21 protein-coding genes are annotated in these 22,289 nt (G+C 69.4%); 12 read left to right on the top strand and 9 right to left on the bottom strand.

Features of this window, described 5'->3' with window-relative positions:
• The first annotated feature begins 95 nt into the window (after positions 1-95).
• From AX721_RS19575 to upp, 3 genes are read left to right on the top strand one after another with little or no spacing between them, the layout of a single operon-like run.
• A complete protein-coding gene (locus AX721_RS19575) occupies positions 96-1,352 on the top strand; it encodes a GTP cyclohydrolase II (RefSeq protein WP_068877655.1) in 1,257 nt (418 codons plus the stop codon).
• A gap of 2 nt (positions 1,353-1,354) precedes the next feature.
• Positions 1,355-2,518: a DUF1688 family protein gene (locus AX721_RS19570; protein WP_068877654.1), complete on the top strand. Its 1,164-nt coding sequence runs from the start codon at positions 1,355-1,357 to the stop codon at positions 2,516-2,518.
• 12 nt (positions 2,519-2,530) lie between these two features.
• The gene (upp, locus tag AX721_RS19565) at positions 2,531-3,172 is read left to right on the top strand and encodes a uracil phosphoribosyltransferase (RefSeq protein ID WP_068877712.1); all 642 of its coding nucleotides are present in this window, start codon (positions 2,531-2,533) and stop codon (positions 3,170-3,172) included.
• Between the two features lie 224 nt (positions 3,173-3,396).
• Here upp and AX721_RS19560 read toward each other — a convergent pair whose 3' ends face one another.
• Together AX721_RS19560 and AX721_RS19555 are read right to left on the bottom strand one after the other, a co-directional pair.
• Positions 3,397-4,968, bottom strand: a complete 1,572-nt coding sequence (locus AX721_RS19560) for an FAD-dependent oxidoreductase (RefSeq protein WP_068877653.1) — start codon at positions 4,966-4,968, stop codon at positions 3,397-3,399.
• A gap of 96 nt (positions 4,969-5,064) precedes the next feature.
• Positions 5,065-6,237, bottom strand: coding sequence for a CaiB/BaiF CoA-transferase family protein (locus AX721_RS19555; protein WP_231733471.1), 1,173 nt, complete (start codon positions 6,235-6,237; stop codon positions 5,065-5,067).
• Between the two features lie 110 nt (positions 6,238-6,347).
• Here AX721_RS19555 and AX721_RS19550 point away from each other — a divergent pair, with 110 nt between their 5' ends.
• The 3 genes from AX721_RS19550 (at position 6,348) to AX721_RS19540 (ending at position 10,820) form a co-directional block, all read left to right on the top strand.
• The gene (locus tag AX721_RS19550) at positions 6,348-7,595 is read left to right on the top strand and encodes a TetR/AcrR family transcriptional regulator (RefSeq protein WP_197422651.1); all 1,248 of its coding nucleotides are present in this window, start codon (positions 6,348-6,350) and stop codon (positions 7,593-7,595) included.
• Between the two features lie 165 nt (positions 7,596-7,760).
• A complete protein-coding gene (locus tag AX721_RS19545; protein ID WP_068877651.1) occupies positions 7,761-9,248 on the top strand; it encodes an MFS transporter in 1,488 nt (495 codons plus the stop codon).
• A 24-nt stretch (positions 9,249-9,272) separates the two neighbouring features.
• Entirely contained in the window at positions 9,273-10,820 is a 1,548-nt protein-coding gene (locus AX721_RS19540; RefSeq protein ID WP_068877650.1) for a class I adenylate-forming enzyme family protein, read from the top strand.
• On the opposite strand, the gene AX721_RS19535 is transcribed toward AX721_RS19540, so the two are convergent.
• The 4 genes from AX721_RS19535 to AX721_RS27515 all read right to left on the bottom strand — a co-directional run bounded on the left by AX721_RS19535 (position 10,817) and on the right by AX721_RS27515 (position 14,778).
• Complete coding sequence (locus tag AX721_RS19535; protein WP_156467271.1) at positions 10,817-11,260, bottom strand: helix-turn-helix transcriptional regulator; 444 nt, start codon at positions 11,258-11,260, stop codon at positions 10,817-10,819. The genes AX721_RS19540 and AX721_RS19535 overlap by 4 nt on opposite strands.
• A 158-nt stretch (positions 11,261-11,418) precedes the next feature.
• Entirely contained in the window at positions 11,419-12,381 is a 963-nt protein-coding gene (locus AX721_RS19530; protein ID WP_068877648.1) for a hypothetical protein, read from the bottom strand.
• 93 nt (positions 12,382-12,474) lie between these two features.
• On the bottom strand, positions 12,475-14,514 hold the full coding sequence (locus AX721_RS19525) for a S9 family peptidase (protein WP_068877647.1): 2,040 nt from the start codon (positions 14,512-14,514) through the stop codon (positions 12,475-12,477).
• A 102-nt stretch (positions 14,515-14,616) separates the two neighbouring features.
• Positions 14,617-14,778: a hypothetical protein gene (locus AX721_RS27515; RefSeq protein ID WP_156467270.1), complete on the bottom strand. Its 162-nt coding sequence runs from the start codon at positions 14,776-14,778 to the stop codon at positions 14,617-14,619.
• A gap of 211 nt (positions 14,779-14,989) precedes the next feature.
• Here AX721_RS27515 and AX721_RS19520 point away from each other — a divergent pair, with 211 nt between their 5' ends.
• Positions 14,990-15,406 carry a hypothetical protein gene (locus tag AX721_RS19520; RefSeq protein ID WP_068877646.1) on the top strand — a complete coding sequence of 139 codons (417 nt, stop codon included), beginning with the start codon at positions 14,990-14,992 and terminating at the stop codon, positions 15,404-15,406.
• 46 nt (positions 15,407-15,452) lie between these two features.
• Positions 15,453-15,947 (top strand): GAF domain-containing protein, encoded by a 495-nt coding sequence (locus AX721_RS19515; RefSeq protein WP_068877710.1) that lies wholly within the window; start codon positions 15,453-15,455, stop codon positions 15,945-15,947.
• 11 nt (positions 15,948-15,958) lie between these two features.
• On the opposite strand, the gene AX721_RS19510 is transcribed toward AX721_RS19515, so the two are convergent.
• Positions 15,959-16,228, bottom strand: coding sequence for a hypothetical protein (locus tag AX721_RS19510; protein WP_068877645.1), 270 nt, complete (start codon positions 16,226-16,228; stop codon positions 15,959-15,961).
• A gap of 200 nt (positions 16,229-16,428) precedes the next feature.
• Here AX721_RS19510 and AX721_RS19505 point away from each other — a divergent pair, with 200 nt between their 5' ends.
• A complete protein-coding gene (locus AX721_RS19505; RefSeq protein ID WP_068877644.1) occupies positions 16,429-17,601 on the top strand; it encodes an acetyl-CoA C-acetyltransferase in 1,173 nt (390 codons plus the stop codon).
• 79 nt (positions 17,602-17,680) lie between these two features.
• The gene (locus AX721_RS19500) at positions 17,681-18,373 is read left to right on the top strand and encodes an SDR family NAD(P)-dependent oxidoreductase (protein ID WP_068877643.1); all 693 of its coding nucleotides are present in this window, start codon (positions 17,681-17,683) and stop codon (positions 18,371-18,373) included.
• Here the strand turns inward: AX721_RS19500 and AX721_RS19495 are convergent.
• Positions 18,370-18,903: a TetR/AcrR family transcriptional regulator gene (locus tag AX721_RS19495; protein ID WP_068877709.1), complete on the bottom strand. Its 534-nt coding sequence runs from the start codon at positions 18,901-18,903 to the stop codon at positions 18,370-18,372. The two genes, AX721_RS19500 and AX721_RS19495, sit on opposite strands and share 4 nt — an antisense overlap.
• A gap of 73 nt (positions 18,904-18,976) precedes the next feature.
• On the opposite strand from AX721_RS19495, the gene AX721_RS19490 reads away from it, so the two are divergent.
• Complete coding sequence (locus AX721_RS19490) at positions 18,977-19,360, top strand: hypothetical protein (RefSeq protein WP_068877708.1); 384 nt, start codon at positions 18,977-18,979, stop codon at positions 19,358-19,360.
• Between the two features lie 45 nt (positions 19,361-19,405).
• On the opposite strand, the gene AX721_RS19485 is transcribed toward AX721_RS19490, so the two are convergent.
• Positions 19,406-21,766, bottom strand: a complete 2,361-nt coding sequence (locus tag AX721_RS19485) for a penicillin acylase family protein (RefSeq protein WP_068877642.1) — start codon at positions 21,764-21,766, stop codon at positions 19,406-19,408.
• Between the two features lie 121 nt (positions 21,767-21,887).
• Here AX721_RS19485 and AX721_RS19480 point away from each other — a divergent pair, with 121 nt between their 5' ends.
• A complete protein-coding gene (locus AX721_RS19480) occupies positions 21,888-22,259 on the top strand; it encodes a VOC family protein (protein WP_068877641.1) in 372 nt (123 codons plus the stop codon).
• Positions 22,260-22,289: the final 30 nt, after the last annotated feature.

Genomic DNA, 22,289 nt, shown 5'->3' with positions numbered 1-22,289 from the left:
CCAAGTCGGAGCGCCAGGATCATGCTCGTCTCTCAAAGGCCCTGCGCCGGCGAACCCGGCGACAGGGCCTTTTCGACTCTGGAGGTTCGAGCCCTATGTCCGGCAACAGGACATCGCATATCCGCCTGACGTCGCACCCGGGCACGGGCGCGGCCAGCCGCTTTCCGATCGTCTGGGATGCGTCCACCGCCCGCGAACGCGGCCCCGTCATCGCCACGGCGAACGCCGGGACCGACCGCAACGCCATCGGCGCCCACGGCGGCGCCTATTCCGTCTATCGGGCGCTGGCGGTGGCCTCGGGCGCCATGGATCCGATGATCCGCCCGGAGCTGGTCAACACCCATCCGGTCGTGCCGGTGGGGCCGCACCCGCAGTGGAGCGAGGCGGGCAAGATCGTCTCGCTGGATCCCTGGGGCGCCCGCATCGCCGAGGACTTCGCCGCCGAGATCGCCGAGGGTGTCGACATCCGCCCGACCATCGCGGTCACCAAGGCCCGGCTGACGCTGCCCGAGATCGCCGACGCCATGCGCGCCGGCCGGCTGAGGGCCGACGGCAAGGTGTTGTACGAAACCGGCGACATCGCGGTGACCAAGGCCGCCATCGACCCCGTCTGGCATCTGCCCGGCGTGGCGGCGCGGTTCGGCGTGGACGAACAGACCCTGCGCCGGACGCTCTTCGAACAGACCGGCGGCATGTATCCGGAGCTGGTGACCCGGCCCGACATGCAGGTGTTCCTCCCGCCCATCGGTGGGATCACGCTCTACATCTTCGGTGATGCGACGAAGCTGGGCGATCGCTCGGTCCCGCTTACCTGCCGCGTGCATGACGAATGCAACGGCTCGGACGTCTTCGGCTCGGACATCTGCACCTGCCGTCCCTACCTCACCCACGGGATCGAGGAGGCGACGCGACAGGCTCAGGACGGTGGGACCGGCCTGATCGTCTACAACCGCAAGGAAGGCCGAGCGCTGGGCGAGGTGACCAAGTTCCTCGTCTACAATGCGCGCAAGCGGCAGCCGGGCGGCGACCAGGCGGCGACCTATTTCGAGCGCACCGAATGCGTGGCCGGGGTGCAGGACGCCCGCTTCCAGCAGCTGATGCCCGACATCATCCACTGGCTGGGCATCCGGCGGATCGACCGCTTCGTCTCGATGTCCAACATGAAGTACGACGCCCTGGTCGGCGGCGGGATCGAGATCGGGGAGCGGGTGCCGATCCCGGACGAGCTGGTCCCCCCGGACGCCAGCGTGGAGATGGAGGCCAAGAAGGCTGCCGGCTATTTCACGCCGGAAGGCGCGCCGTCGGCGGAAGACCTCAAGAAGACGGTCGGCCGGGATCTGAAGGAATTCTAGGCGTGAACGAGAGCGAGACCGCCCGCGGGCTTCTGTCCGCGGCGGCGGTGCGGAGCCGCGCCCACGAGATGCTGGCCATCGCCGAAGCGGGCGGCCTGGCGGAATGGCGCGTGGACATGGGGCGGCTGGCGGCGGCGGCCGACCTGACGGCCGAGACGGTGCGGCTGAACTATCCCGACCTCAAGGTCCCGTTCCACGCCCGCTGGCGGCACTTCGTCGTCGAAGGGCGCGACTTGTGGGACGAGCGGGAGAAGCCGTCCGATCCGGCGGCCCTGGGGCGTGCGGCCTTCGACCTGGTGATCCCGTCGGTGCTGCTGGACGCCGGCGCGGGCTCGGCCTGGCGCTACCGCGACGCCGTTACCGGGGCGGTGCTGGGGCGGTCCGAAGGGCTGGGCGTGGCGTCGCTGCGGTTTTTCGAGTCCGGCGCCCTGTCGTCCGACCCGGCCGATCCCCTGCGCGCCGATGCGCTGGACAAGGTGGATGCGGCGATGATCGCGGCGGCGTTCCAGGTTTCCGCCGACAACCCGCTCGTCGGCCTGGAGGGGCGCGCGGCGCTTCTGCGGCGGCTTGGCGAGGCGGTGGGCCGGCCCGGCTCGCTGTTCGACGTCATGGCCGGGCGCGCCGCGGATGGCCGGCTTCCGGCGCCGGTCATCCTCGACGTCCTGTTGCAGGCGTTGGGCCCCATCTGGCCCGGCCGCCTGACCCTGGGCGGCGCGCCGCTGGGCGACTGCTGGACCCACCCCGCGATCGAGGGCTACGTCCCCCTGCACAAGCTCAGCCAGTGGATGAGCTATTCGCTGATCGAACCGCTACAGGCGGCGGGCGTCCAGGTGGTCGATATCGACGGCCTGACCGGCCTGGCCGAGTATCGGAACGGCGGGCTGTTCGTGGACACGGGCGTGCTGGTCCTCAAGGATCCCGAGGATGCATCGCGCGGCCATCCCGTCGACAGCGCCTTGGTCGTGGGATGGCGCTCGCTGACCGTGGCCCTCCTCGACAAGCTGGCGCCGCTGGTGCGCGACCGCCTGGGCGTCAGCGCCGAGGACTTTCCGCTGGCGCGGGTCCTCGAGGGCGGGTCGTGGGCCGCGGGCCGGCGGATCGCGCAGGCGAAGCGGCCCGACCTGTCGCCGCCCATCGCCGTCATCTCCGACGGCACGGTTTTCTGAGGGGACTTGAAGATGGTTCGCGAGACGAAGGGCGTCACTGTCGTCGACCACCCGCTGGTGCAGCACAAGCTGACCCTGATGCGGAAGAAGGACACCTCGACCAAGAGCTTCCGGCAGCTGCTCAAGGAGATCGGCGCGCTGCTCTGCTACGAGGTGACCCGCGACCTGCGGCTGGAAGAGGTCGAGATCGAGACCCCTCTGTCGCGGATGAAGGCGCCGCAGCTCGCCGGCAAGAAGCTGGTGTTCGCGCCGATCCTGCGGTCGGGAATGGGCATGCTGGACGGGATGCTGGAGCTGGTTCCCGCCGCGCGCGTGGCCCACGTCGGCCTCTACCGCGATCCCCAGACGCTGGCCTGCGTGGAGTACTACTTCAAGGCCCCGGCCGACATCGCCGAGCGCGCGGTCGTGGTGATCGACCCGATGCTGGCCACCGGCAATACGGCCATCGCGGCGGTCGACCGCCTGCTCGAAGCGGGGGCCCGGGATATCCGCATGGCCTGCCTGCTGGCCTCGCCGGAGGGCGTGTCGAAATTCCACGGCCACCATCCCGGGGTCCGCCTCTGGACAGCCGCCGTCGACGAGCGGCTGAACGACCATGGCTACATCCTGCCCGGCCTGGGCGACGCCGGGGACCGGATGTACGGCACGCGCTGAGTCTCAGGGGCCGGGCCTTGCCGTGGATTCAGGCGCCCGGGGTCGATCGTGCTTCGATCCTGGGCGTCTTGCGGCAAATCCGACTCGCGACACCGGTGTCCTCTGTCGGCAGGTGAACGTCGGTCACACAGTGGCCTTGCCCTCTCGGGGCGTTCTCCTTCCTCGAACTTCGGGCCGCGCGGCGAACCGCGCGGCCCTTTTTCATTTCTGGATCGGCAGACGCGTCAGGCCGCGGAGACCCGCGCCTGGATCAGCTGGATCGCCTCGTGCGCCGCCAGCGCGGCGCCTTCCTGCCAGGCGTTGATGTAGCTCATGTGCTCGCCGGCGAAGTAGAACGGGCCGTCCGGCTTGCAGAGCTCGGCATAGTCCGTCGAGCGCTGGTTCTCGCTCCACCCGACGGACACCCCTTCGGCAAAGGGCGTCTGCTTCCATGAGACGGTGAAGGGCTTTTCCAGCTCCTTGCCGCGGCCGGGATGGAACTTGTCGATCACCGCGCGTGAGACGGCATAGCGCTCCTCGAACGACATGCCGGCGTATTTCGGCGGGTTGAGGATGCCTGAGAAGCCGATGGAGTAGGCCCCCATGATGACGCCGGTCTTCTCACCGAAGCCGCCGGACGGATACCAGATCAGCTCATTGGGCTGGTCGGTCCAGCCCAGGCCGCCGAACTGGTAGTCGTCCTGCTCCCAGAAGCGCCGGCTCTGCCAGGCCACCTTGGTGCCGTGCGGATAGGTCTTGCCTCCCGAGACGATGGCCGCCTGCACCCGCGGCGAGAAGTCGGACGGGATCTTGGCGAGGACCGGCAGCGGGATGGTCACGACCACATGGTCGGCGTCCAGGGTGCGGGCCGCGCCGCCAGCCGAATAGACAATCCTGGCGCCTCGGCCGGCGCGGCGAATCTCCTTCACCACCGCGCCGAAGGTCACCGACGGCTTCACCTGATCGTAGAGCGCGTAGCTGATGCGATCCATGCCGCCGACCGGCTGCAGCATGGTGGCCTGCATCTCGATCAGTTCTTCGAAGAAGCCCGAGATGCCCCAGAACTGCGCCTGCATCAGGTCGGACAGCCGGAGCGGATCGACGCCGCTGGGCGGGTGGGCATAGCCGCCGGGGTGGTTCTTGAAGCCCGACCGGGCGCCGGCGCCGGAATAGATGTGCTTGGGGTCGAGGTCGCCGTAGGCGCCGAGATAGCCCATCAGCCGCTGCTTATCGACGCCGGTCAGTTCGCGGTCGAGCGCGCCCTTGTCGATGGCCTTGGCCAGCAGTTCGGAGAAGGCGCCGCGGGTGTCATTGATCGCCTGGCCGTTGGTGACCACCTTGCCGGCATAGTCCAGCTTGGCGGTGCGGTTGCCATTGACCATCACCTCCAGCGGCACGTTGAGGTCGCGGCAGTAGCCGAGGATCGCGTGGTGCGTCTGGGGGATCCGGGCGGGGCCGGCGTTCATGTAGTGGTGGCGGCCATCCTCCCAGTCGACGACCTGGTCCGGCCGGTCCATCTGCCGGATCACCGTGCCCCGGCGGACGCTCCAGGCGCGGCCGCCTGGACGGTCCTGAGCCTCCAGCACCGTCACCTCATAGCCGGCCTTGCGCAGTTCGTAGGCGGCGACCAGGCCCGCGATCCCGGCGCCGAGCACGGCCACCTTGACGCCCTTGCCACTGCCGGCCGGAAGCTTGGGCGGCCCGGCATAGGCCCGCGGCGCCGCCAGGAGCCCGAGGCCCTGCATGGTGACGAACAGCGCGCCGTAGCCGCCGGCCTTGCCCACGCGTTCCAGGAACGCCCGCCGCGATATGCCCATGCTCGATCCCCCTGCCACGGGAGGAGGTTCGCGCCGGCGCGGGCCCCGTACAAGCCGCAACGAGATCAACGGTCGATCGACGGCTGCGGGCGCCCGCTAGAGCAGCGCCGCGATCTCGTCGGGTGTCAGGCCCGCGGCCTCCAGCACCTCGCGGGTGTGCTCGCCCAGCTTGGGCGCAGGCCGGCTGACCTTCGGCGCGCCTTCCGGGAAGCGTGCGGGCGAGGCGGGCACGCGAAAGGTCTGGCCCCAGCCGTCGTCCACGAACTCGAAACAGCCTGCGTCCCGGGCGAAGTCCGCCTCGGCGAGCTCGGCCAGCGTCCCCATGGGCGCCCAGGCGAGATCGCCCGCCGTCAACCGCTCGCCGACCTCAGCCAGGGTCATCTGCGCGAAGGCCTCGTCGACGATGGCCCGGATCTCGCGGACCGTCTCCATGTCCGTCACCGGCGGATCGTAGCGCGGCTCGGCGAGGATCTCGGGCCGGTGCAGGGCGATCATCAACTGGGCGAAGCAATCCAGGGTGCGGGGCAGCAGCAGCAGCCAGCGGTCGTCCTTGGTGCGGAAGAAGCCCGAGATCGGCCCCGGCCGCTCGTCGCGCGGCTGGGCGGTGACCACATGGCCGTAGCGGAGCTGGATCGCCAGGTCCCAACTGATCGCATAGGCGCCGGCCCTAAGCAGGCTGGTCTCCACCAAGCGGCCGCGACCCGTCGAATGGCGCTCGTGAACCGCTGCCAGGATCGCTGAGACGGTGGCCAGCGCCGTCACATGATCGCCGAATCCCGGGCGTGAGGCGAAGGGCTCCTGGTCGGGGGGGATGGTGGCGTGGGCGACGCCAGAGCGGGTCCAGAAGGCGGTCATGTCGAAGGCCGGCGTGTCGGCCTCCGGTCCCACCAGGCCGTATCCCGTGACCGCGGCGTAGATCAGGGTCGGCATCTCGGCCTTCAGGGCGTCGTAGTCCAGGCCCAGCCGCTTCATGGATCCGGGCCGGACGTTGGTGACGAAGATGTCGGCCTGTCGCAGCAGGGCCTTCAGCGCCTCGCGCCCCGCGGGCTTGGAGATGTCGAGGACCACGCCCTTCTTGCCGCGGTTCTCGTTGGTGAAGATGGGATTGCCCGGGGCCTCGGCGGTGTCGGGATAGTAGACGCGGGTGGCGTCCCCGATCGGGCTTTCGACCTTGACCACCTCGGCGCCCCAGTCGGCCAGGACCGCCGCGGCGCTGGGCCCGGCGACCCAGGTGGCCATCTCCACGACCTTCAAGCCCTCGAGCAGCATGGGGATCCTCCGGTGCGAAACAGAGCACTGGCCACGGCTTGCCACAACTGACCTTGCGGAAGGGGCCATGGAGACCCGCCGCGAACCACGCTAAGACAGGTGACATGGGGATGACAGCCGACGATGGGGCCTCGTCGAGCGGTGAGACGGGGGCGCGCCGGCCCACGCGACGCTACGAGGCCAAGCGCAACGCGATCGTCCGCTCCGCGGTCGAGGAAATGAACCGCAAGGGCGTGCGCGGCATGACCCTCGGCGACGTTGCAGCTCGCCTCGATCTGGTCCCGACGGGCGTCATCTACTACTTCCGCAACAAGGAGGAACTGGCCGCGGCTGCGTTCCTCAAGGGCGTCGAGACCTACGAGGTCCTGATCGCCGTGGCGGCGGGTGAAGCGACGCCGACGGATCGCCTCACGGCCTTCATCCACGCCTGGTTCGACTATGCCGCGCGGGTCGTGCAGGGCGAGGCCGATCCGCTGCCGGCGTTCAACGATGTCCGCGCTCTCAATTCCGAGCGGGTGAACACGGCCTATGTGGACATGTTCCGAAGCTTCCGGAACCTGCTGGCCGGGCCGGACGTCCTGCCGCGACTGCACCGGAATGCACGCGCGCACATCCTGCTGTCCGAGATGTTCTGGACGGCGGCCTGGCAGCATCAGGTCGAGGTCTCTGACTATCCCCGCACCGCGGACCGGATGGCGGCGATCCTGACCCGTGGCCTCGTGCCGGAGGGCGGCGCATGGCCGGCGCGCAAGCCTCTCAGCCTCGTCCGTGACGACGGGCCCGCCGCCAGCGCCTCGTCCGAGCTCTTCCTCAAGGCGGCCACCTGCCTGATCAACGAGGAAGGCTATCACGGCGCCTCGGTGGAGCGGATCTCGGCGCGGCTGAACGTCAGCAAGGGCGCCTTCTATCACCACAACGAAACCAAGGACGACCTTGTGGTGGCGTGCTTCCAGCGCACCTTCGACATCATGTGGCGGGCGATCCATGCGGCCGAGGGGGCCGGGGGCTCCGGACTCGAGGTGCTAGCGTCGGCCGTGGCGGCGCTGATCGAACATCAGGTCAGCGGCGAGGCGCCGCTCCTGCGCACCTCCGCCCTCAGCGCCGTGCCGGAGCCGCTGCGGCCCGATCTGATGCAGCGGTTCAACCGCCTGTCCTACCGTTTCGCCTCGATCCTCTGCGACGGCGTCGCCGATGGCTCCATCGCGCCGGTGGACGTCAACATCGCCTCGCAGATCATCAGCACGGCGATCAATGCGGCCGCCGAGCTGCACTACTGGACCCCTGGCATGGCGCCGGAGACGGTGGTGCAGCACTATGTGCGGCCGTTGTTCGAGGGCCTGACGTCCCCCGCCGCCTGATGGCGTTGCGAACGTCACTTCGTACCAGACGCTCAACTTGACCGCGTATCGGTTTGTGGGACGATCCGTACCGCACGCTCAAACGGATTGACGTGGCTGGCCGGCTACCCCAGGTTCCGCCTCGATCGGCAGATGGCGAACGCCGCGCACCCTGGAGGATATCCTTTGGCCACCGACGCTCCGGCGCAGGCAGGCGCGCGCCGCCTGAGCTTCTCGACCCGGTTCTTCTACGGGTTCGGGTCCGTCGCCTTCGGGGTGAAGGACAACGGCTTCTCGTACTTCCTGGCCTTCTTCTACGCCCAGGTGGTGGGGCTGCCGGCCCAGACCGTGGGCCTGGCCATCATGGTCGCTCTGCTGCTCGACGCCTTCATCGATCCGATCGTGGGCCAGCTATCGGACAACACCCGCTCGAAATGGGGCCGGCGGCACCCCTGGATGTATGCCGCGGCGATCCCTGTGGGGCTGTCCTACATCCTCATCTGGAATCCGCCCACGGGCTGGAGCCAGCCGGCGCAGGTGGCCTACCTGGTCGCCGTGGCGGTGCTGATCCGCAGCTTCATCAGCTGCTACGAGATCCCGTCCGCGGCGCTCGCGGCAGAGCTGACCACCGAGTACGACGAGCGCACGCGGCTGCTCAGCTATCGCTATCTCTTCGGCTGGGGCGGGGGGCTGGTCGCCTATGCCGTGACCACGGCGGTGTTCCTGAAGCCCACCGCCGAGTATCCGGCCGGCCAACTCAATCCGGAGGGTTATGCGCAGCACGGCCTGTTCGGCGCCGGGCTCATGCTGCTGGCGATTTTGGTGACCTCGTTGGGCACCCACCGGCAGATCCCGCACCTGCGCAGTCCGCCGTCTGAGCGGATCACCTTCGGGCGCCTGGCCCGCGAAATGGTCGGCACACTGAACAACCGCAACTTCCTGATGATCCTGGCGGCCGGCTTCTTCCTCTACGCCGGCATCGGCCTGGGCTTCGCCACCACCCTCTATTTCTCGACCTATTTCTGGGAGTTCAGCACCGGGGAAATCGCCCTGTTCGGCGTGTCCAGCCTGCTGGCCGCGATCATGGCCTTCGTGGTCGCCCCCCGGCTCGCGCGGCGGTTCGAGAAGAAGCCGGTGGCCATGGTGCTGATCCCGACCGGCGTCGCCTTTGGGGTCGGGCCGATCATCCTGCGCCTGCTGGGCGCCTTTCCCTCCAACGACTCGCCGCTGATCTTCGGGACGATCTTCGTGACCAACCTGCTCTACGTGGGCATCGGGGTGACGGCGAACATCCTGTTCTCGTCGATGATCGCCGACGTGGTGGAGGACGCCGAGCTCAAGACCGGCCGCCGCCAGGAAGGCCTGTTCTTCGCCGCCATCGCCTTCGCCAACAAGTCGACCACGGGTCTCGGCATCTTCGCCGCGGGCCTGATCGTGTCGGCCGTCAGGTTCCCGACCGGAGCCAAGCCGGGCAGCGTCCCGGAGGAGATCGTGCGCGGGCTGGGCCTGATCTACGCCCCCACCCAGATCGTCCTCTACGGGACCGCAGCGCTTCTCCTGATGGGCTACGGCATCAGCCGCGCCAGCCATATGGAGACCCTCCGCAAGCTTGCCGCCGCCGCCGACCTGGCGCAGGAGGGCGAGCCCGCGTCCGGCAAGTCCGGACTGGCCTGAACCGCGTAGACTGGAGTTCGCCGCATGACCGCCGAAGAGCTTTTGTCCCAGGATTTCGGGACCCTCGCGGACGTCATCCGCGCCCAGGCCGCCGAGCACGGCGACAAGCCGGCTCTGGTGGATGCCAAACGGACCATCGGCTACCGCGAGCTGGACGCCCTGATGGACCGGGTCGCGGCGGCCCTGCAGAGGGACGGCGTGGGCCGGGCGGATGTGGCCGCCATCTGCGCCACCACCTCGGCGGAATACGGCGCGACGTTCTTCGGCATCCTGCGCGCGGCGGCCACCGTCGCGCCGCTGGCGCCGTCGTCGACGCCTGAGAGCCTGGTCATCCAGCTCAAGGACTCAGGCGCCAAGGTCTTCTTCCTGGACGCCCAGCTCGCTGAGCACATGGCCGGCGTCATGGACCAGGTGACCGCAAGGCGCGTCTCGCTGGACGGCTCGGACGCTGGGACGCCATTCGAGCAGTGGCTGGCGCCGGAGGGGGCAAAGCCCGTGCTGCACGAGGTGGAGCCGGACCAGGGCTTCAACATCATCTATTCCTCCGGCACGACCGGGGCGCCTAAGGGGATCGTCCAGCCGCACCGGATGCGATGGGGGCAGATCCGGCGCGGGGTCTATCCGGCGGACGCGGTCACGATGATCTCAACGCCGCTCTACTCCAACACCACCCTGGTTTCGTACCTGCCGACGATCTCCAACGGCGGCACGGCGGTCCTGATGCCGAAGTTCGACGTGAAGCAGTTCCTGGACCTGTCGGCGAAGCACCGCGCCACCCACGCTATGCTGGTGCCGGTGCAGTACCGCCGGCTGATGGAGCACCCGGACTTCGACCGCTACGACCTGTCATCCTACCAGATGAAGTTCGCTACCTCCGCGCCGTTCTCGGCCGAGCTGAAACGCCAGGTGCTGGACCGCTGGCCGGGCGGCCTCGTGGAATTCTACGGCATGACCGAGGGCGGCGGCTCGTGCGGGCTGCAGTGCCACGAGTTTCCGGACAAGCTGCATACGGTCGGCCGGCCGCTGCCCGGCCACGACATCCGCCTGATCGGCGAGGACGGGAAGGAAGTGGCCCAAGGCGAAGTGGGCGAAGTGGTCGGCCGTTCGGGCGCGATGATGGTCGGCTACCACAACCAACCGGGGAAGACCTCGGAAGCCGAGTGGTACAGCCCCGACGGCCTGCGCTTCATCCGCACCGGGGACGTCGGCCGCTTCGACGAGGACGGCTTCCTCAGCCTCATGGACCGCAAGAAGGACATGATCATCTCGGGCGGGTTCAACATTTACCCGAGCGACCTGGAAGCCGAACTGCACCAGCATCCCGCGGTGCTGGAGGCGGCCGTCGTGGGCGTGCCGTCGGACGCCTGGGGCGAGACGCCGGTGGCGTTCGTGGCGCTGAAGCCGGGCGCATCCGCCACGGCCGAAGAGGTGAAGGGCTTCGTCAACGGCCGGGTCGGCAAGACCCAGCGGCTGGCGGACCTGACCCTGGTGGAGGCCTTGCCGCGCAGCCACATCGGCAAGGTGCTCAAACGCGAGCTGCGCGACGGCTACAAGGCTACAGCTTCGGCCTAACCTTCGTCGGCCACCACCCGCACCAGCTCGACGATCTTGCGGCGGATGGCGGGTTCGGCGATGCGCGGGAAGGCGGCCATGAGCTCCATGCCCTCGGTGGAGAGCATGAATTCCTGCGCCGCGTCGCGCTGGGCCGCGAGGGCGTCCTGGTCGCCGAGGCCGTCATAGAAATAGGCCACCGGCGTCTTGAGCGCCGCGGCGATCTCCCACAGCTTGGAGGCGCTGACGCGGTTGGCGCCCCGCTCGTACTTCTGGACCTGCTGGAATGTGATCCCGAGGGCTTCCGCAAGCCGTTCCTGGCTCACGCCCATCTCCTTGCGTCGCATGCGGATGCGCAGGCCGACATGGCGGTCAACGGGATGAGGCCCTTCGCCTCGCCCGGCCTCGGGCGTTTCCGCCAACGGGGCCCCTTCGATTTCGCGTTCCAATGGCCTTGTCATGTTCCCCGACCCGGTGATGCGGGGGCCGCCTCACCCCCCGATGGAGCAGCCCCCGCGCCCGTACCTCCCCCGAGGTACGTCCATAAGTTGAGGCGCCGTAGCCCAGCTTGAAAACGAACGCCTACCCATTTTGGGGCCATGCCGCGTTCTCGTTTCGGTCAGGCGGCGCCGCGGAGGGCAAGAACCTCGCGTTCCCACTCGGCAAGAACGCCAAAATCGCGCAGCGCCGCATACAACCGATGCAGGTGCGACTGATTGTCCAACATGTACTGGACGAAGGGCGGACGGGCCAATACGCGGGCGGGAACGACGTATCCGTTCTCTCTGCGTTCGCATCTGTCGGATTCGACCAATCGGTGAATGTGCCGGCGCACGGTTTCCTGTGGGATGCCCAGCCGTTCGGCGAGGGTGGTCGTCCGCACCGGCCGGCGCAGGCTGTCCGGCACGAAGCTGCGCTCGGTCCACGCGCCGTCGTCCTCGCCGCCCTGGCTGTCGTCCAAGTGCTCGGTGTTGGCGTGGACGACGTCCATGAGCACCAGGCCCGTCACCAGGTCGCCCATATGGATCGTGATCGGCTCAGCCAGGCGCAGCAGGTAGTCCGACGACAGGCGGATCACGAGGCGAACGGGCGGACGCTCCGCGTCGAAGGCGCCGGCGGCCGGACGGGGCAGATCCTCCAGCAGGCCGATGCCGCGCAGGCGGAAGTAGAGATTGCGCACCAGGGCGTAGTTCGCCCCCGCCCCCATCCGGTAGAAGGGCGAGTTCAGGGGCGCCGTCGGGATGATGACGCCGCGCGCGGCCGTGCGCACGACGCCCAGCTCCACGAGGCTGGAAATCCGGCGGCGCGCCGTCTCGAACGGGATCCGCAGCGAATTGGCGATGGCGCTGACGCTGACCGGGCGGCGCAGCTCGTCCGGCGGCGGCTGGTCGAGGGTCGCATAGGTGCGCTGAAGATCGGCGTTGCGGGTGATCTGGGCGACGTTGGCCTGGCTGATGGCGACCATCAGCAGGCCGTCGATCACGTCGCGCCCGAACCCACCCAGCTTCACCAGATCCAGGGCGAAGCCGTTGGCGAGGCGCGCGGCCACGCGGATGGTGGTGCTGGGCGCATCGCGCGCCATGGCCCCTATGTTCCCCGCCTCGGCATGCGAGCCGAATAAACCATGTTACGCGGGATATTGCATCCGACCCGTAACACCCCGGCGAAACTCACCTCACCTGTATCGCTCGAACCACGCCAGGATGGCGCCCGCCTTGGCGCCGGACTGCGAGGGGCGCGCCGCGATGCCGCCGTGGCTGGCGCCCGGCACACGGACGAGGGCGGTCGGCACGCCGCGCAACTGGAGGGCGGCGAAGTACTGGTCGGCCTCGGATGGCGGCGTTCGGTCGTCCTGTTCGCCCACGACCACCAGGGTCGGAGTCTTCACATTGCCCACCAGCGAGAGCGGCGAGCGGGCCCAGTACCCTTGCGGGTCCTCCCAGGGCATCTTCCCGAACCAGTAGCTGGCCATGAAGGTGTAGCCGTCGGTGGTCAGCACCTGGCTGGACCAGTTGATGACGGGCTTCTGGGTGGCCGCCGCACGGAAGCGGTCGGTCTTGCCCACGATCCAGGCCGTCAGCGCCCCGCCGCCCGATCCGCCGGTCACGTGCAGGCGCTTTTCGTCGACGACACCCTTGGCGATGGCCGCATCCACCACGCTCATCAGATCGTCGTAGTCGTGGCTGGGGTAGTTGCGGTCGATCTCGTTGGCGAAGGCCTCGCCGTAGGAGGTGGAGCCGCGCGGGTTCGAATAGACCACCACATAGCCCGCGGCGGCGTAGAGCTGCACGTCGGTCGAGAAGCTCGGGCCGTAGGCCGCGAAGGGGCCGCCGTGGATCTCGAGGATCAGCGGGTACTTCTTGGACGGATCGAAGTTGGGCGGATAGGCGATCCAGGCCCCGATGGGCTTCTTGTCGTAGCTCGACGTCACCGGCAGCGCCTCGACCCGGGCCATGGACTTGCCGGCGAGGAGGTCGGCGTTGAGGTCGGTGACGCGCCGGGCCTTGCCCGCTCGGTAGAGGACGAGGTCCGAGGGCCGGGTCGTGGCCGCGTCGGTGAAGGCCAGGAGGCCGTTGCGGCCCACCGAGAATTCGCCGCCCGTATAGGGACGGTCCAGGCCGCCGCCGCCAAGGCCGGAGAGCACGGTCTCGATCTTCCCGTCCAGGCCGACACGGGCGACCTTGGTCACACCCTCGTCGTCATAGCTGACATAGAGGCTCTTGCCGTCGGCAGCCCACTGAGGAGCGCCGACGCTGCGGTCGAGGCCGCTGGTCAGGACGCGGCTGTTCCGGCCGTCGCGGTCCATCACGTAGAGGCGCTGGTTCTCGTAGCCGCGCCGGCGCTGGTCGTCGAAGCCCACGTAGGCGATCTTCGAACCGTCGGGAGAGACCGTCGGCGCGAGGTCGGGGCCGACCCGGTTGGTGAGCCGGGTCAGGGCGCCATCCTCCAGGCTGACGGCATGGATCTCGGCTTCCTGGGGGTCGCGCTCCCAGGTCTCGGCCCGGTTGGTCGAGAAGAGCACCGACCGGCCGTCCCTGGTGAAGCTGATCGGCCCGGCGTTGTCGAACTTGCCGAAGGTCAGCTGGCGCGGTTGGCCGCCGTCGGCGCTTACCGCGAACACCTGGCGGTAGCCGGGCTTGAGGAAGCCTTCCCCGTCCGCCCGGTAGGTGATGCGGTCGATCACCTTCAGCGGCTCGGCCCACTTGGCGCCCTCCGGCTTGCGGATCGAAGGCGCGAGGGGGCGGCCCTCATCCACGGTCAGCATGGTGAAGGCCAGCGTCTTGCCGTCGGGCGACCAGGCGATGTCGTTGGGGGCCTGCTCCAGGCTGGCGACCCGGGCCGAGCGGCCGGTGGCCATCCAGCGGACGTAGAGTTGCGCGCCATCGGGCCCCGCGGCCACATAGGCTAGGCGCGAACCGTCGGGCGACCAGCGGGGCGCCAGGTTCGAGGCCTCGTCGACGACCAGCGGCGTCTGGGCGCCGGTGGCGGTGTCCACCAGCCAGATCGACCGCCGGGCGCGGTCGGTCATGATGTCGTTGGAAACGCGCACATAGGCCGCCGCGCCGCCATCGGGCCGCACCTGCGGGTCGCTGGCCATCTGCAAACCGAACAGGTCGCGGGCGCCGAACGTGCGGGAGGGACCGTCGGCGACCTGAGCCGAGACGGCGCCCGCCGTCGCCAGAACCATCGCCGAGACCAGAGCCGCCAGACGCATGTGAGGAATCCCCAAGCCGAACAGGTCGGTCAGGAGAGGGGCGCGGCGGGCCTTTGTCCAGAAACGCTTCGACGAACAGGCGGCGCCGAGCGTGGAGGGCGCCTAGAACAGGCCCGCGCGCTGGGCGATGACCACGGCGGCGACGATCAGGATCAGCGCCTGGATGATCTGGTTGAAGGGCGAGGGGAGCGGCAGCTTCTGGACGGCCCACGCGATGAGGGCGGCCACGACCAGAACGATGATGGCGAAGATGAGCAGGGACATGCGGCGGGACCTGAGGCTTGACTGTGAGGCCCCTAAAGCGCGCGCTGCGCAATAGCGTTCCGTCACCCCGCCGCGGCCCGGCTTGGCGCTCATCGAGAGATCGCCTGACGCTTCTTCCGCGCCCGTACCGGAAAGGATGTCCCGCCACGCAGCCAATCGTCCGGCTGCGCATTAGCGAATTGGCGGCACGGGCCTTGCGGAGGAGCACGCCATGACGCGGATTCTTCTCGCCTTGGGACTGAGCGTGCTGGCCCACGGTGCGGCGCAAGCGCAAGAGGAGCCGTGCCGGGCCCCGCAGGCCGCTGTCGGACAGCAGGTCCGGGGACCCGTACTTCACGTCATCGACGGCCACACCCTTTGCGTCGCCCAGACGCCCGACCCCGCCACATGGGTCAAGCTGGAGCTTCAGGGCGCGCCGGCCGCGGCCGCCTGGGCGGAGCTGATGAGCGTCGGCTTCGGCAAGGACGTGGTCTGCGTCGTCGGCGAGTCCGGCGCGACCTGCCGCGCAGATGGCCATTCGCTCGCCGCGGCAATGGGTGCGCCGGAGGCCAAGGCGGCCAGCGCCGCCTGGCGGGCCGCAACGCCGCCGCTGCGGGCCTCCACCCTGCGCGTCGCTACGGTCGACTGACAGGCCGGGGCTGGTCCCCGCGCTCCCGCCTCGCTACATGCCGCGCATGGCCGAAGCCTTCAACGAAATCGCCCTGCCTGCTGAAAAGGCGGAGCGCTACGCCGCCGTGTCCGCCGAGATCGCCTCGGTGCTGGAGGGCGAGCCCAATCGGGTCGCGCGGATGGCGACGGTGGCCTCGATGCTGGCCAACAGCTTCGAGCACTATTTCTGGACCGGGTTTTACGTGGTCGATGAGACCAAGGGCGACGAGCTGGTGATCGGACCCTATCAGGGCACTCTGGGCTGCATGCGCATCGCGTTCGGACGCGGGGTCTGCGGGACCGCGGCCGCAAGCCGCCAGACCCAGGTGGTGGAGGACGTGCATGCGTTCCCCGGCCACATCGCCTGCGACAGCCGCTCGGCCAGCGAGATCGTCGTGCCGGTGATCGATAGCCGGGGCGAACTGATCGGCGTGTTCGACGTGGATTCCGAGCAGCCGGCCGCCTTCGACGCGGTGGATCAGGAATGGCTGGAGCGGATTCTCGGCGCCACCTTCCGATGACGCCCGCCTGATCAGGGGGGCGGGCCGAGGCCCGGGTCTCGGATCGTCTGCAGCACCTGGGCCTTGTCCACCAGGTCGCGGTCGTCCTTGGCCCGCTGAAGCGCTTCCGAGGGTCGCATGCAGACCTTGGTCTTCATCCGGCTGCCCAGAACAGCCTCCTTCCGACAGACCACGCCGTCCTTGTCCGGCGTCCCGGCATAGGGCTTGGGCATATTCGGCGCCGTGAACGTGGTGACGGGCGCCGTGCCCTGGAGAAGGACGGCGAGCAACAATGCGGTCATACGGGACTCCTCGGCGAACTGCCTCCCTCCGGGCTCACGCTGCCCAAGGGCCGGAGCGACTTCGAGAGCTTTGCGTCGAGCGGCGCGACGGCCGCGTCGAATGACGCCCCGGTCACCTCCGTTGTCTTACGCAAGGGCGCCCCGTTAAGACCCGCAGCGAAGCGCCGGATGCGGCGCGAACGAGCATTGGGAGCTATGCAATGGCCGAGGCCTACATCGTCGCCGCAACCCGCACCGCCGGCGGCCGCAAGGGCGGCCGGGTCCGGGGTTGGCACCCCGCCGACCTGGGCGCGGTGGTGCTGAACGAGCTGATGGACCGCACCGGCGTCGATCCGGCCGCGGTCGAGGACGTGGTCATGGGCTGCGTGATGCAGGTGGGCGAGCAATCGACCAACGTCGCCCGCAACGCCGTACTGGCCTCGAAGCTGCCGGAAAGCGTGCCGGCGACCTCGGTCGACCGTCAGTGCGGCTCCTCGCAGCAGGCGCTGCAGTTCGCCGCCCAGGCCGTGATGAGCGGCACCATGGACGTGGTGATCGCCTCGGGCGTCGAAAGCATGACCCGCGTGCCCATGGGCCTGTCGGTCTCGTTGCCGGCCAAGGAAGGCTTCGGCATTCCCAAGAGCCCGCGGATGGAGGAGCGCTATCCCAACATCCAGTTCAGCCAGTTCATGGGCGCCGAAATGGTGGCCGAGAAGTACGGCCTGACCAAGGACCAGCTGGACGAGTTCGGCTACCACAGCCACCAGCGCGCCATCGCCGCGACCCAGGGCGGGGCCTTCAAGGACGAGATCCTGGCCATCGACGGCCTGGACGCCGAGGGCAATACGGTCCGCCACGATAGCGACGAGGGCATCCGCTACGACGTCAGCCTGGAGGGCATGCGCGGCGTGAAGCTGCTGCGCGAGGGCGGCCGGATCACGGCGGCGACCTCCAGCCAGATCTGCGACGGCGCCTCGGGCGTGATGGTGGTGTCGGAAAAGGCGCTGAAGGAGCACAACCTGACGCCGCTGGCTCGCATCCATCACCTGTCGCTGCTGGGCCACGACCCGGTGATCATGCTCGAAGCCCCGATCCCGGCCACCGAGCGCGCGCTGAAGCGGGCCGGCATGTCGGTGGACGACATCGACCTCTACGAGGTGAACGAGGCCTTCGCCTCGGTGCCGGTGGCGTTCATCCAGAAGCTCGGCGTCGATCCGGAGCGGGTGAACGTGAACGGCGGCGCCATCGCGCTGGGCCATCCCCTGGGCGCCTCGGGCACCAAGCTGATGACCACGCTGCTCTATGCGCTGAAGGCCCGGGGCAAGAAGTACGGCCTGCAGACCATGTGCGAAGGCGGCGGCATGGCCAACGTCACGATCGTCGAGCGCCTCTAGCGCTTCCGCTCGAAATACGGTTCTCAGGAGGCGGCCGGCGGAGACCTCGGCCGCCTTCTCGTTGCTTGGAGACTAGCGGATGGCCGGACGTGTCGTGGTGATCACCGGAGCTTTCGGTGTCCTTGGCCAGGCGGTGGCGAAAGCCGCCGCGGCGCAGGATGCGCGGCTGGGGCTCATCGACTTCGCGAAGGACCCGTCCGCCGGCCTGCCCTCTGGGGCCGACGCGCTGGTGCTGGGCGGGGTGGACCTGTCGGACGCTGGCCAGGCGGGCGCAGCGATGGATGCGGTCGCCGATCGGTTCGGCGGCATCGACGTCCTGTTGAACATCGCAGGCGGGTTCACCTGGGAGACGCTGCAGGGCGGCGCGATCGAAAGCTGGCCGGCCATGTACCGGCTGAACGTACTGACCGCCGCGACCGCCTGCCGCGCCGCTGTTCCGCACCTGAAGCGCAGCGCCGCGGGGCGGATCGTCAACGTCGGCTCGTCGGCGGCCCTGAAAGCCGCGCTGGGCATGGGCGCCTACGCGGCCGCCAAGGCCGGCGTGCACAGCCTGACCCAGGCGCTCGCAGAGGAGCTGAAGGGCGACAACGTCACCGTCAACGCCGTCCTGCCCTCGATCATCGACACGCCGGCCAACCGCGCCGACATGCCCGACGCCGACCCCTCTGCCTGGGTGGCGCCCGCAGACCTCGCGGCCGTGATGCTGTTTCTGGCCAGCGAGGCGGCCACGGCGGTGACCGGGGCGCTGGTCCCGGTGACCGGCCGGGTCTAGGCCTCGAACAGGTCGCCGATGTCGTCGATGGCGGAGGGGTCGATGGTAGCGTGGCGGGGATCCATGACCGCCGCCTGGCCCAGGTAGGCCCAGTAGACGAAGTTGGCGCGGGGCAGGGCCTTGCCGGCGTCCACCCCGGCCTCGGTCAGCAGCTTGGCGATATAGGCGACGCGGCTGGCGTCGACGGAGGTGACGACGGCGGCGGCCTCGGCGTCCTCGGCGGCCCACGAACGCACGGCCCGGTCCAGGGTGCGGTCCTCGCTGAAGGCGCCCTTGAGCAGATAGTTCAGCCGGTCGGGGGTGGTGCGCTCGGAGAGCCTGCGGATCACCCGGTCGGTGGCCTGTTCCCGCCAGGCCTGCAGCAGCTCAGCGCGGAACGCGGCGACGTCTTCGAAGTGCCAGTAAAAGCTGCCGCGCGACACCCCCAGCCCGCTGGCCATCGGCCCGACCTTCAGCGCGCCGGCCCCCTCCGCCGCCAGGGTCCGCAGGCCGTGCTGGATCCAGTCCGACCGGGTCAGGCGCTCGTTCATCGTCTCACCATACACAAGTGTATTGACGTCGAACAAGGGACGGCGCAGAGGTTCCATACAGAGGTGTATGGTCATGGACTGGCAGGACGGAGCCCTGGGCGCGGCGGGCGTGGTCGGCATGGGCGTGGCGGTGTTCCACGGGGTGCTGGTGCAGCGGCTGATGGTGGCGCCGTTCGCCGCGGCCGCGGACCTGCGGATGTCGGCGCCGATCCGGCGGCTGATCCCGCCGCTGCTGCACCTCAGCACCTTCAACTGGTTCGTGGGCGGCCTGGCCCTGATCGCGATTGCGGCCGGGGTCGAGCCGGACGGCAGGCTGATCGCCGGCCTGCTGGTGGGCAGCTCGTACCTGTTCGGGGCCGTGGCGAACCATTGGGGCACGCGGGGCCGCCATCCGGGCTGGATGCTGATCGCGGTTGCGCTCGTCCTTATCGCCGTCGGCGTCCACAAGCCCGCCTGAACCCTGAGGGCCCCAATGCCGACAACCCGCCCGGGCGGCCGGATTCTAGGGCGCGGGCATCAGGGTCATCACCGTTTCCGCGTCCGCTTCCACCGCCGCGCGGGTGAAGCGGAGCGGCACGAAGGATCCGGCGGCCCAGAGAGGGAAGAGGTCGCGGTAGTGGGGACTCGTGGGATCGGCGGACTGGCCCGGCGTGTTGATGGCCATGGAGTTGTCCCAGGCCCCCACATCCAGCACGATCCGGACCGAGGCGCCGGCCGACTGGGCGAAATCCTCGGCCCGCCAGGTGGCGGCGCGCGGCGTCGAGGACGAGCCCGGGACCTGGAGCGGCCCCACCGTCATCTGGGCGGCGAGGTGAGGGTCGGCCAAAGCCGCAATGGCGGGGACGAAGGTCGCGCGGTGCAGCCGGCCCCAGGTCCACGTCGCCATGTCAGGGCCCATGCGGCCCTTCAGCTCGCCCACGGCGTCCGCGAGGCTTGAAAGCAGGATCGGCTCGCGGACCCTGGCCGGCCGCGCTTCCAGCCACGTCAGCATCGGGTCGGGGGCGCCCGCGCCGATCAGCTTCCGTGCGTCGGCCGAGAGGCCCGCGGCCGCGGTGGTGTGGCGGCCCAAGTGCTTCACCGCCCAGGTCTCGTAGATCGCCGCGGCGGCGCTGTCGGTGCTCTCGTGCCCGTCCCAGGCGGAGAGCAGGGCGAGGGCGCGGGCCATGTCCGGATCTGCGCTTTGCAGCCCCTTCACCAACGCCACCCCCCGGCGGGCCTGCGGGCTGACGCTGTCGACCTGCAGCGCCATGGAGTCGGCGAGGGTCGATTTGGGGAGCGCGTCCAACACCTCGTGGACGCGCTGCGTCCGCGACGGGTCCGCCCATTCGAAGCCCAGCTTCCGGCGGTCACGGGGATAGGCCGGCTCAGCGGGGATGTTCATGGCGTTGGCGGTGGCGAAGTAACCGGCGGCGGGGTTCTTCGCCGTGGGCAGACCGCCGTCCTCCACGAAGCCTGCCCACTCGTAGCGGCCATCGCCGGGGACGGGCATCAGGCCGTCCCAGTTGGGTCGCACCGGAGTGCGCCCCGCAGCCGACCAGCCGATGTCGCCGTTGGTATCGGCATAGACAAGGTTCAACGGCGGCGCGCCCCAGCGGTCGCGGGCGTTCTGGAAATCCTCCCAGCCCTTGGCCCGCCACAGCCGGGACGAGCCGAAATAGCCGGCGAGGCCCGGTTCGTTCCAGATCGTGCGGATGGCGAAGGCGCGGCCCTTGGCGTCGTCCTGGAACACCACCGGCCCGTGCCGCGTGAAATGCAGCTCGACCTCGCGCGGCGCCTCGCCCTTCACCTCGATGGTCTCCCGGACCACCGTCATCGGCTCGAAGCCGCCCTTGTAGCGATAGGCGTCGCCGCGGGTCTCGTAGGCGTAGAGGTCTTCCTGATCGATGTAGAATATGGTCAGGCCGAAGGCGGCGGTCCCGTTGTGACCGAGCGAGACTCCGGGCAGGGCAGGTTCCCCGGCGCCGATGATCGACAGGCCCGGCGCGTCCAGGTGCGCGATGTAGCGGAGCGAGGGCGTCCCCACGGCCCGGTGCGGGTCGTTCGCCAGGATCGGCCGTCCGGTGGCGGTGCGGGAGCCGGCGATCGTCCAGTTGTTCGAGCCCTCGGCCGATCGCTCGTCGATCACCTGGGCGAGGGGCCTGGGCGCCAAGGGCTTGAAGCTCACCGGCTCGGTGGCCAGCACATAATCGGCCAGCACATTGGCCGGCACGTCGCAGGGGTCCAGGCCCTTGGGGATCGTCACCTTATGCGCGGGTTCGAGCTTGCGACGCAGGGTGTCGGCCTCCACGCCGCCGGCGCAGATGGTGCGGGCGCGGGCGACTTCCGAGGCGACGTTGGAGACCAGGGCATGGCTGCGGATGCGCAGGATGTCCTCCGGCTTCCAGTCCTCGGGCCGGCTGTCGGTCAGCTTGAATTCCACGGGGAGCGGGCGCTTGCCCGCGCGGACGTCGGCGACATAGGCGTTCACGCCGGCGGCGAACGCCTCGACGGCCTCCTTGCCGGCGGGATCGTAGGCCGCCCACTCGGCGGCCATGTCGCCACGGTAGAGGAACAGGCGCGCAGCCCGATCCTGCGCCACATAGGCCGGCCCGAGGCTCGCGGAGAGACGGCCCCGGCCCCGCTTGCGCCAGAGGTCGATCTGCCAGAGGCGGTCCCGGGCTGCGTTCCAGCCCTGCAGGAAGAAGGCGTCGCGCGAGGACTGGGCGTAGATGTGCGGGATGCCCCAGCGGTCGACGATCAGTTCGGCCGGCGCGGCCAGGCCCGGCACGGCGCTCGTCTCCTGGCGCACGGCGCTGGAGACGTCCGCCTGCGCCGAACCGGCCAACAGCATCGCCGCCAGGCCCCACATCGTGCCGCGCTTCATCCGCCCCTCCGTCGCTTCGTTGCGGCGATAGTGGACCGGCCGGCGGGCTCACGTCACGCGGCGCTTGCGCTTCCGCGCAGGTCATCGGCTAGGGTCGCCGGATTCAAAGGGGGATTCCCAAATGATCGGTTATGCGACCATCGGCACCAACGACCTCGAGAAGGCGACCAAGTTCTACGACGCCGTGCTTGGCCCGCTGGGGGGCAAGCGCACCTTCGCCAACGGCGACCGGATGCAGTTCTACGGCAGCAGCACGACGCCCGGCATGATCGCCGTCAGCAAGCCCTACGACGAAAAGCCCGCCACCGTCGGCAACGGCAGCATGTTCGGCCTGCCCGCAGCGTCCAAGGAGCAGGTGGACGAAGCCTATGCCGCGGCCATGGCGGCCGGCGGCGTCTGCGACGGCCCGCCCGGCCAGCGCCTGCCGACGTTCTACGGCGCCTACTTCCGCGATCCGGACGGCAACAAGGTCTGCGTCTTCAAGATGGGCTGACGCTGGGCGTGGCGCCCGCCGCTGCGGCGG

It is taken from the genome of Phenylobacterium sp. CCH9-H3 (assembly GCF_001557235.1).
GTDB lineage: Bacteria > Pseudomonadota > Alphaproteobacteria > Caulobacterales > Caulobacteraceae > Phenylobacterium.
This window is presented reverse-complemented; position numbering and strand designations above follow the sequence as displayed.

Bases quoted from the DNA above. Each gene is read 5' to 3' on its own strand.
- AX721_RS19575 (WP_068877655.1), top strand. From the start codon at position 96: ATGTCCGGCAACAGGACATCGCATATCCGCCTGACGTCGCACCCGGGC.
- upp (WP_068877712.1), top strand. From the start codon at position 2,531: ATGGTTCGCGAGACGAAGGGCGTCACTGTCGTCGACCACCCGCTGGTG.
- AX721_RS19560 (WP_068877653.1), bottom strand. From the start codon at position 4,968: ATGGGCATATCGCGGCGGGCGTTCCTGGAACGCGTGGGCAAGGCCGGC.
- AX721_RS19555 (WP_231733471.1), bottom strand. From the start codon at position 6,237: ATGCTGCTCGAGGGCTTGAAGGTCGTGGAGATGGCCACCTGGGTCGCC.
- AX721_RS19550 (WP_197422651.1), top strand. From the start codon at position 6,348: ATGACAGCCGACGATGGGGCCTCGTCGAGCGGTGAGACGGGGGCGCGC.
- AX721_RS19540 (WP_068877650.1), top strand. From the start codon at position 9,273: ATGACCGCCGAAGAGCTTTTGTCCCAGGATTTCGGGACCCTCGCGGAC.
- AX721_RS19535 (WP_156467271.1), bottom strand. From the start codon at position 11,260: ATGACAAGGCCATTGGAACGCGAAATCGAAGGGGCCCCGTTGGCGGAA.
- AX721_RS19530 (WP_068877648.1), bottom strand. From the start codon at position 12,381: ATGGCGCGCGATGCGCCCAGCACCACCATCCGCGTGGCCGCGCGCCTC.
- AX721_RS19525 (WP_068877647.1), bottom strand. From the start codon at position 14,514: ATGCGTCTGGCGGCTCTGGTCTCGGCGATGGTTCTGGCGACGGCGGGC.
- AX721_RS27515 (WP_156467270.1), bottom strand. From the start codon at position 14,778: ATGTCCCTGCTCATCTTCGCCATCATCGTTCTGGTCGTGGCCGCCCTC.
- AX721_RS19520 (WP_068877646.1), top strand. From the start codon at position 14,990: ATGACGCGGATTCTTCTCGCCTTGGGACTGAGCGTGCTGGCCCACGGT.
- AX721_RS19515 (WP_068877710.1), top strand. From the start codon at position 15,453: ATGGCCGAAGCCTTCAACGAAATCGCCCTGCCTGCTGAAAAGGCGGAG.
- AX721_RS19510 (WP_068877645.1), bottom strand. From the start codon at position 16,228: ATGACCGCATTGTTGCTCGCCGTCCTTCTCCAGGGCACGGCGCCCGTC.
- AX721_RS19505 (WP_068877644.1), top strand. From the start codon at position 16,429: ATGGCCGAGGCCTACATCGTCGCCGCAACCCGCACCGCCGGCGGCCGC.
- AX721_RS19500 (WP_068877643.1), top strand. From the start codon at position 17,681: ATGGCCGGACGTGTCGTGGTGATCACCGGAGCTTTCGGTGTCCTTGGC.
- AX721_RS19495 (WP_068877709.1), bottom strand. From the start codon at position 18,903: ATGAACGAGCGCCTGACCCGGTCGGACTGGATCCAGCACGGCCTGCGG.
- AX721_RS19490 (WP_068877708.1), top strand. From the start codon at position 18,977: ATGGACTGGCAGGACGGAGCCCTGGGCGCGGCGGGCGTGGTCGGCATG.
- AX721_RS19485 (WP_068877642.1), bottom strand. From the start codon at position 21,766: ATGAAGCGCGGCACGATGTGGGGCCTGGCGGCGATGCTGTTGGCCGGT.
- AX721_RS19480 (WP_068877641.1), top strand. From the start codon at position 21,888: ATGATCGGTTATGCGACCATCGGCACCAACGACCTCGAGAAGGCGACC.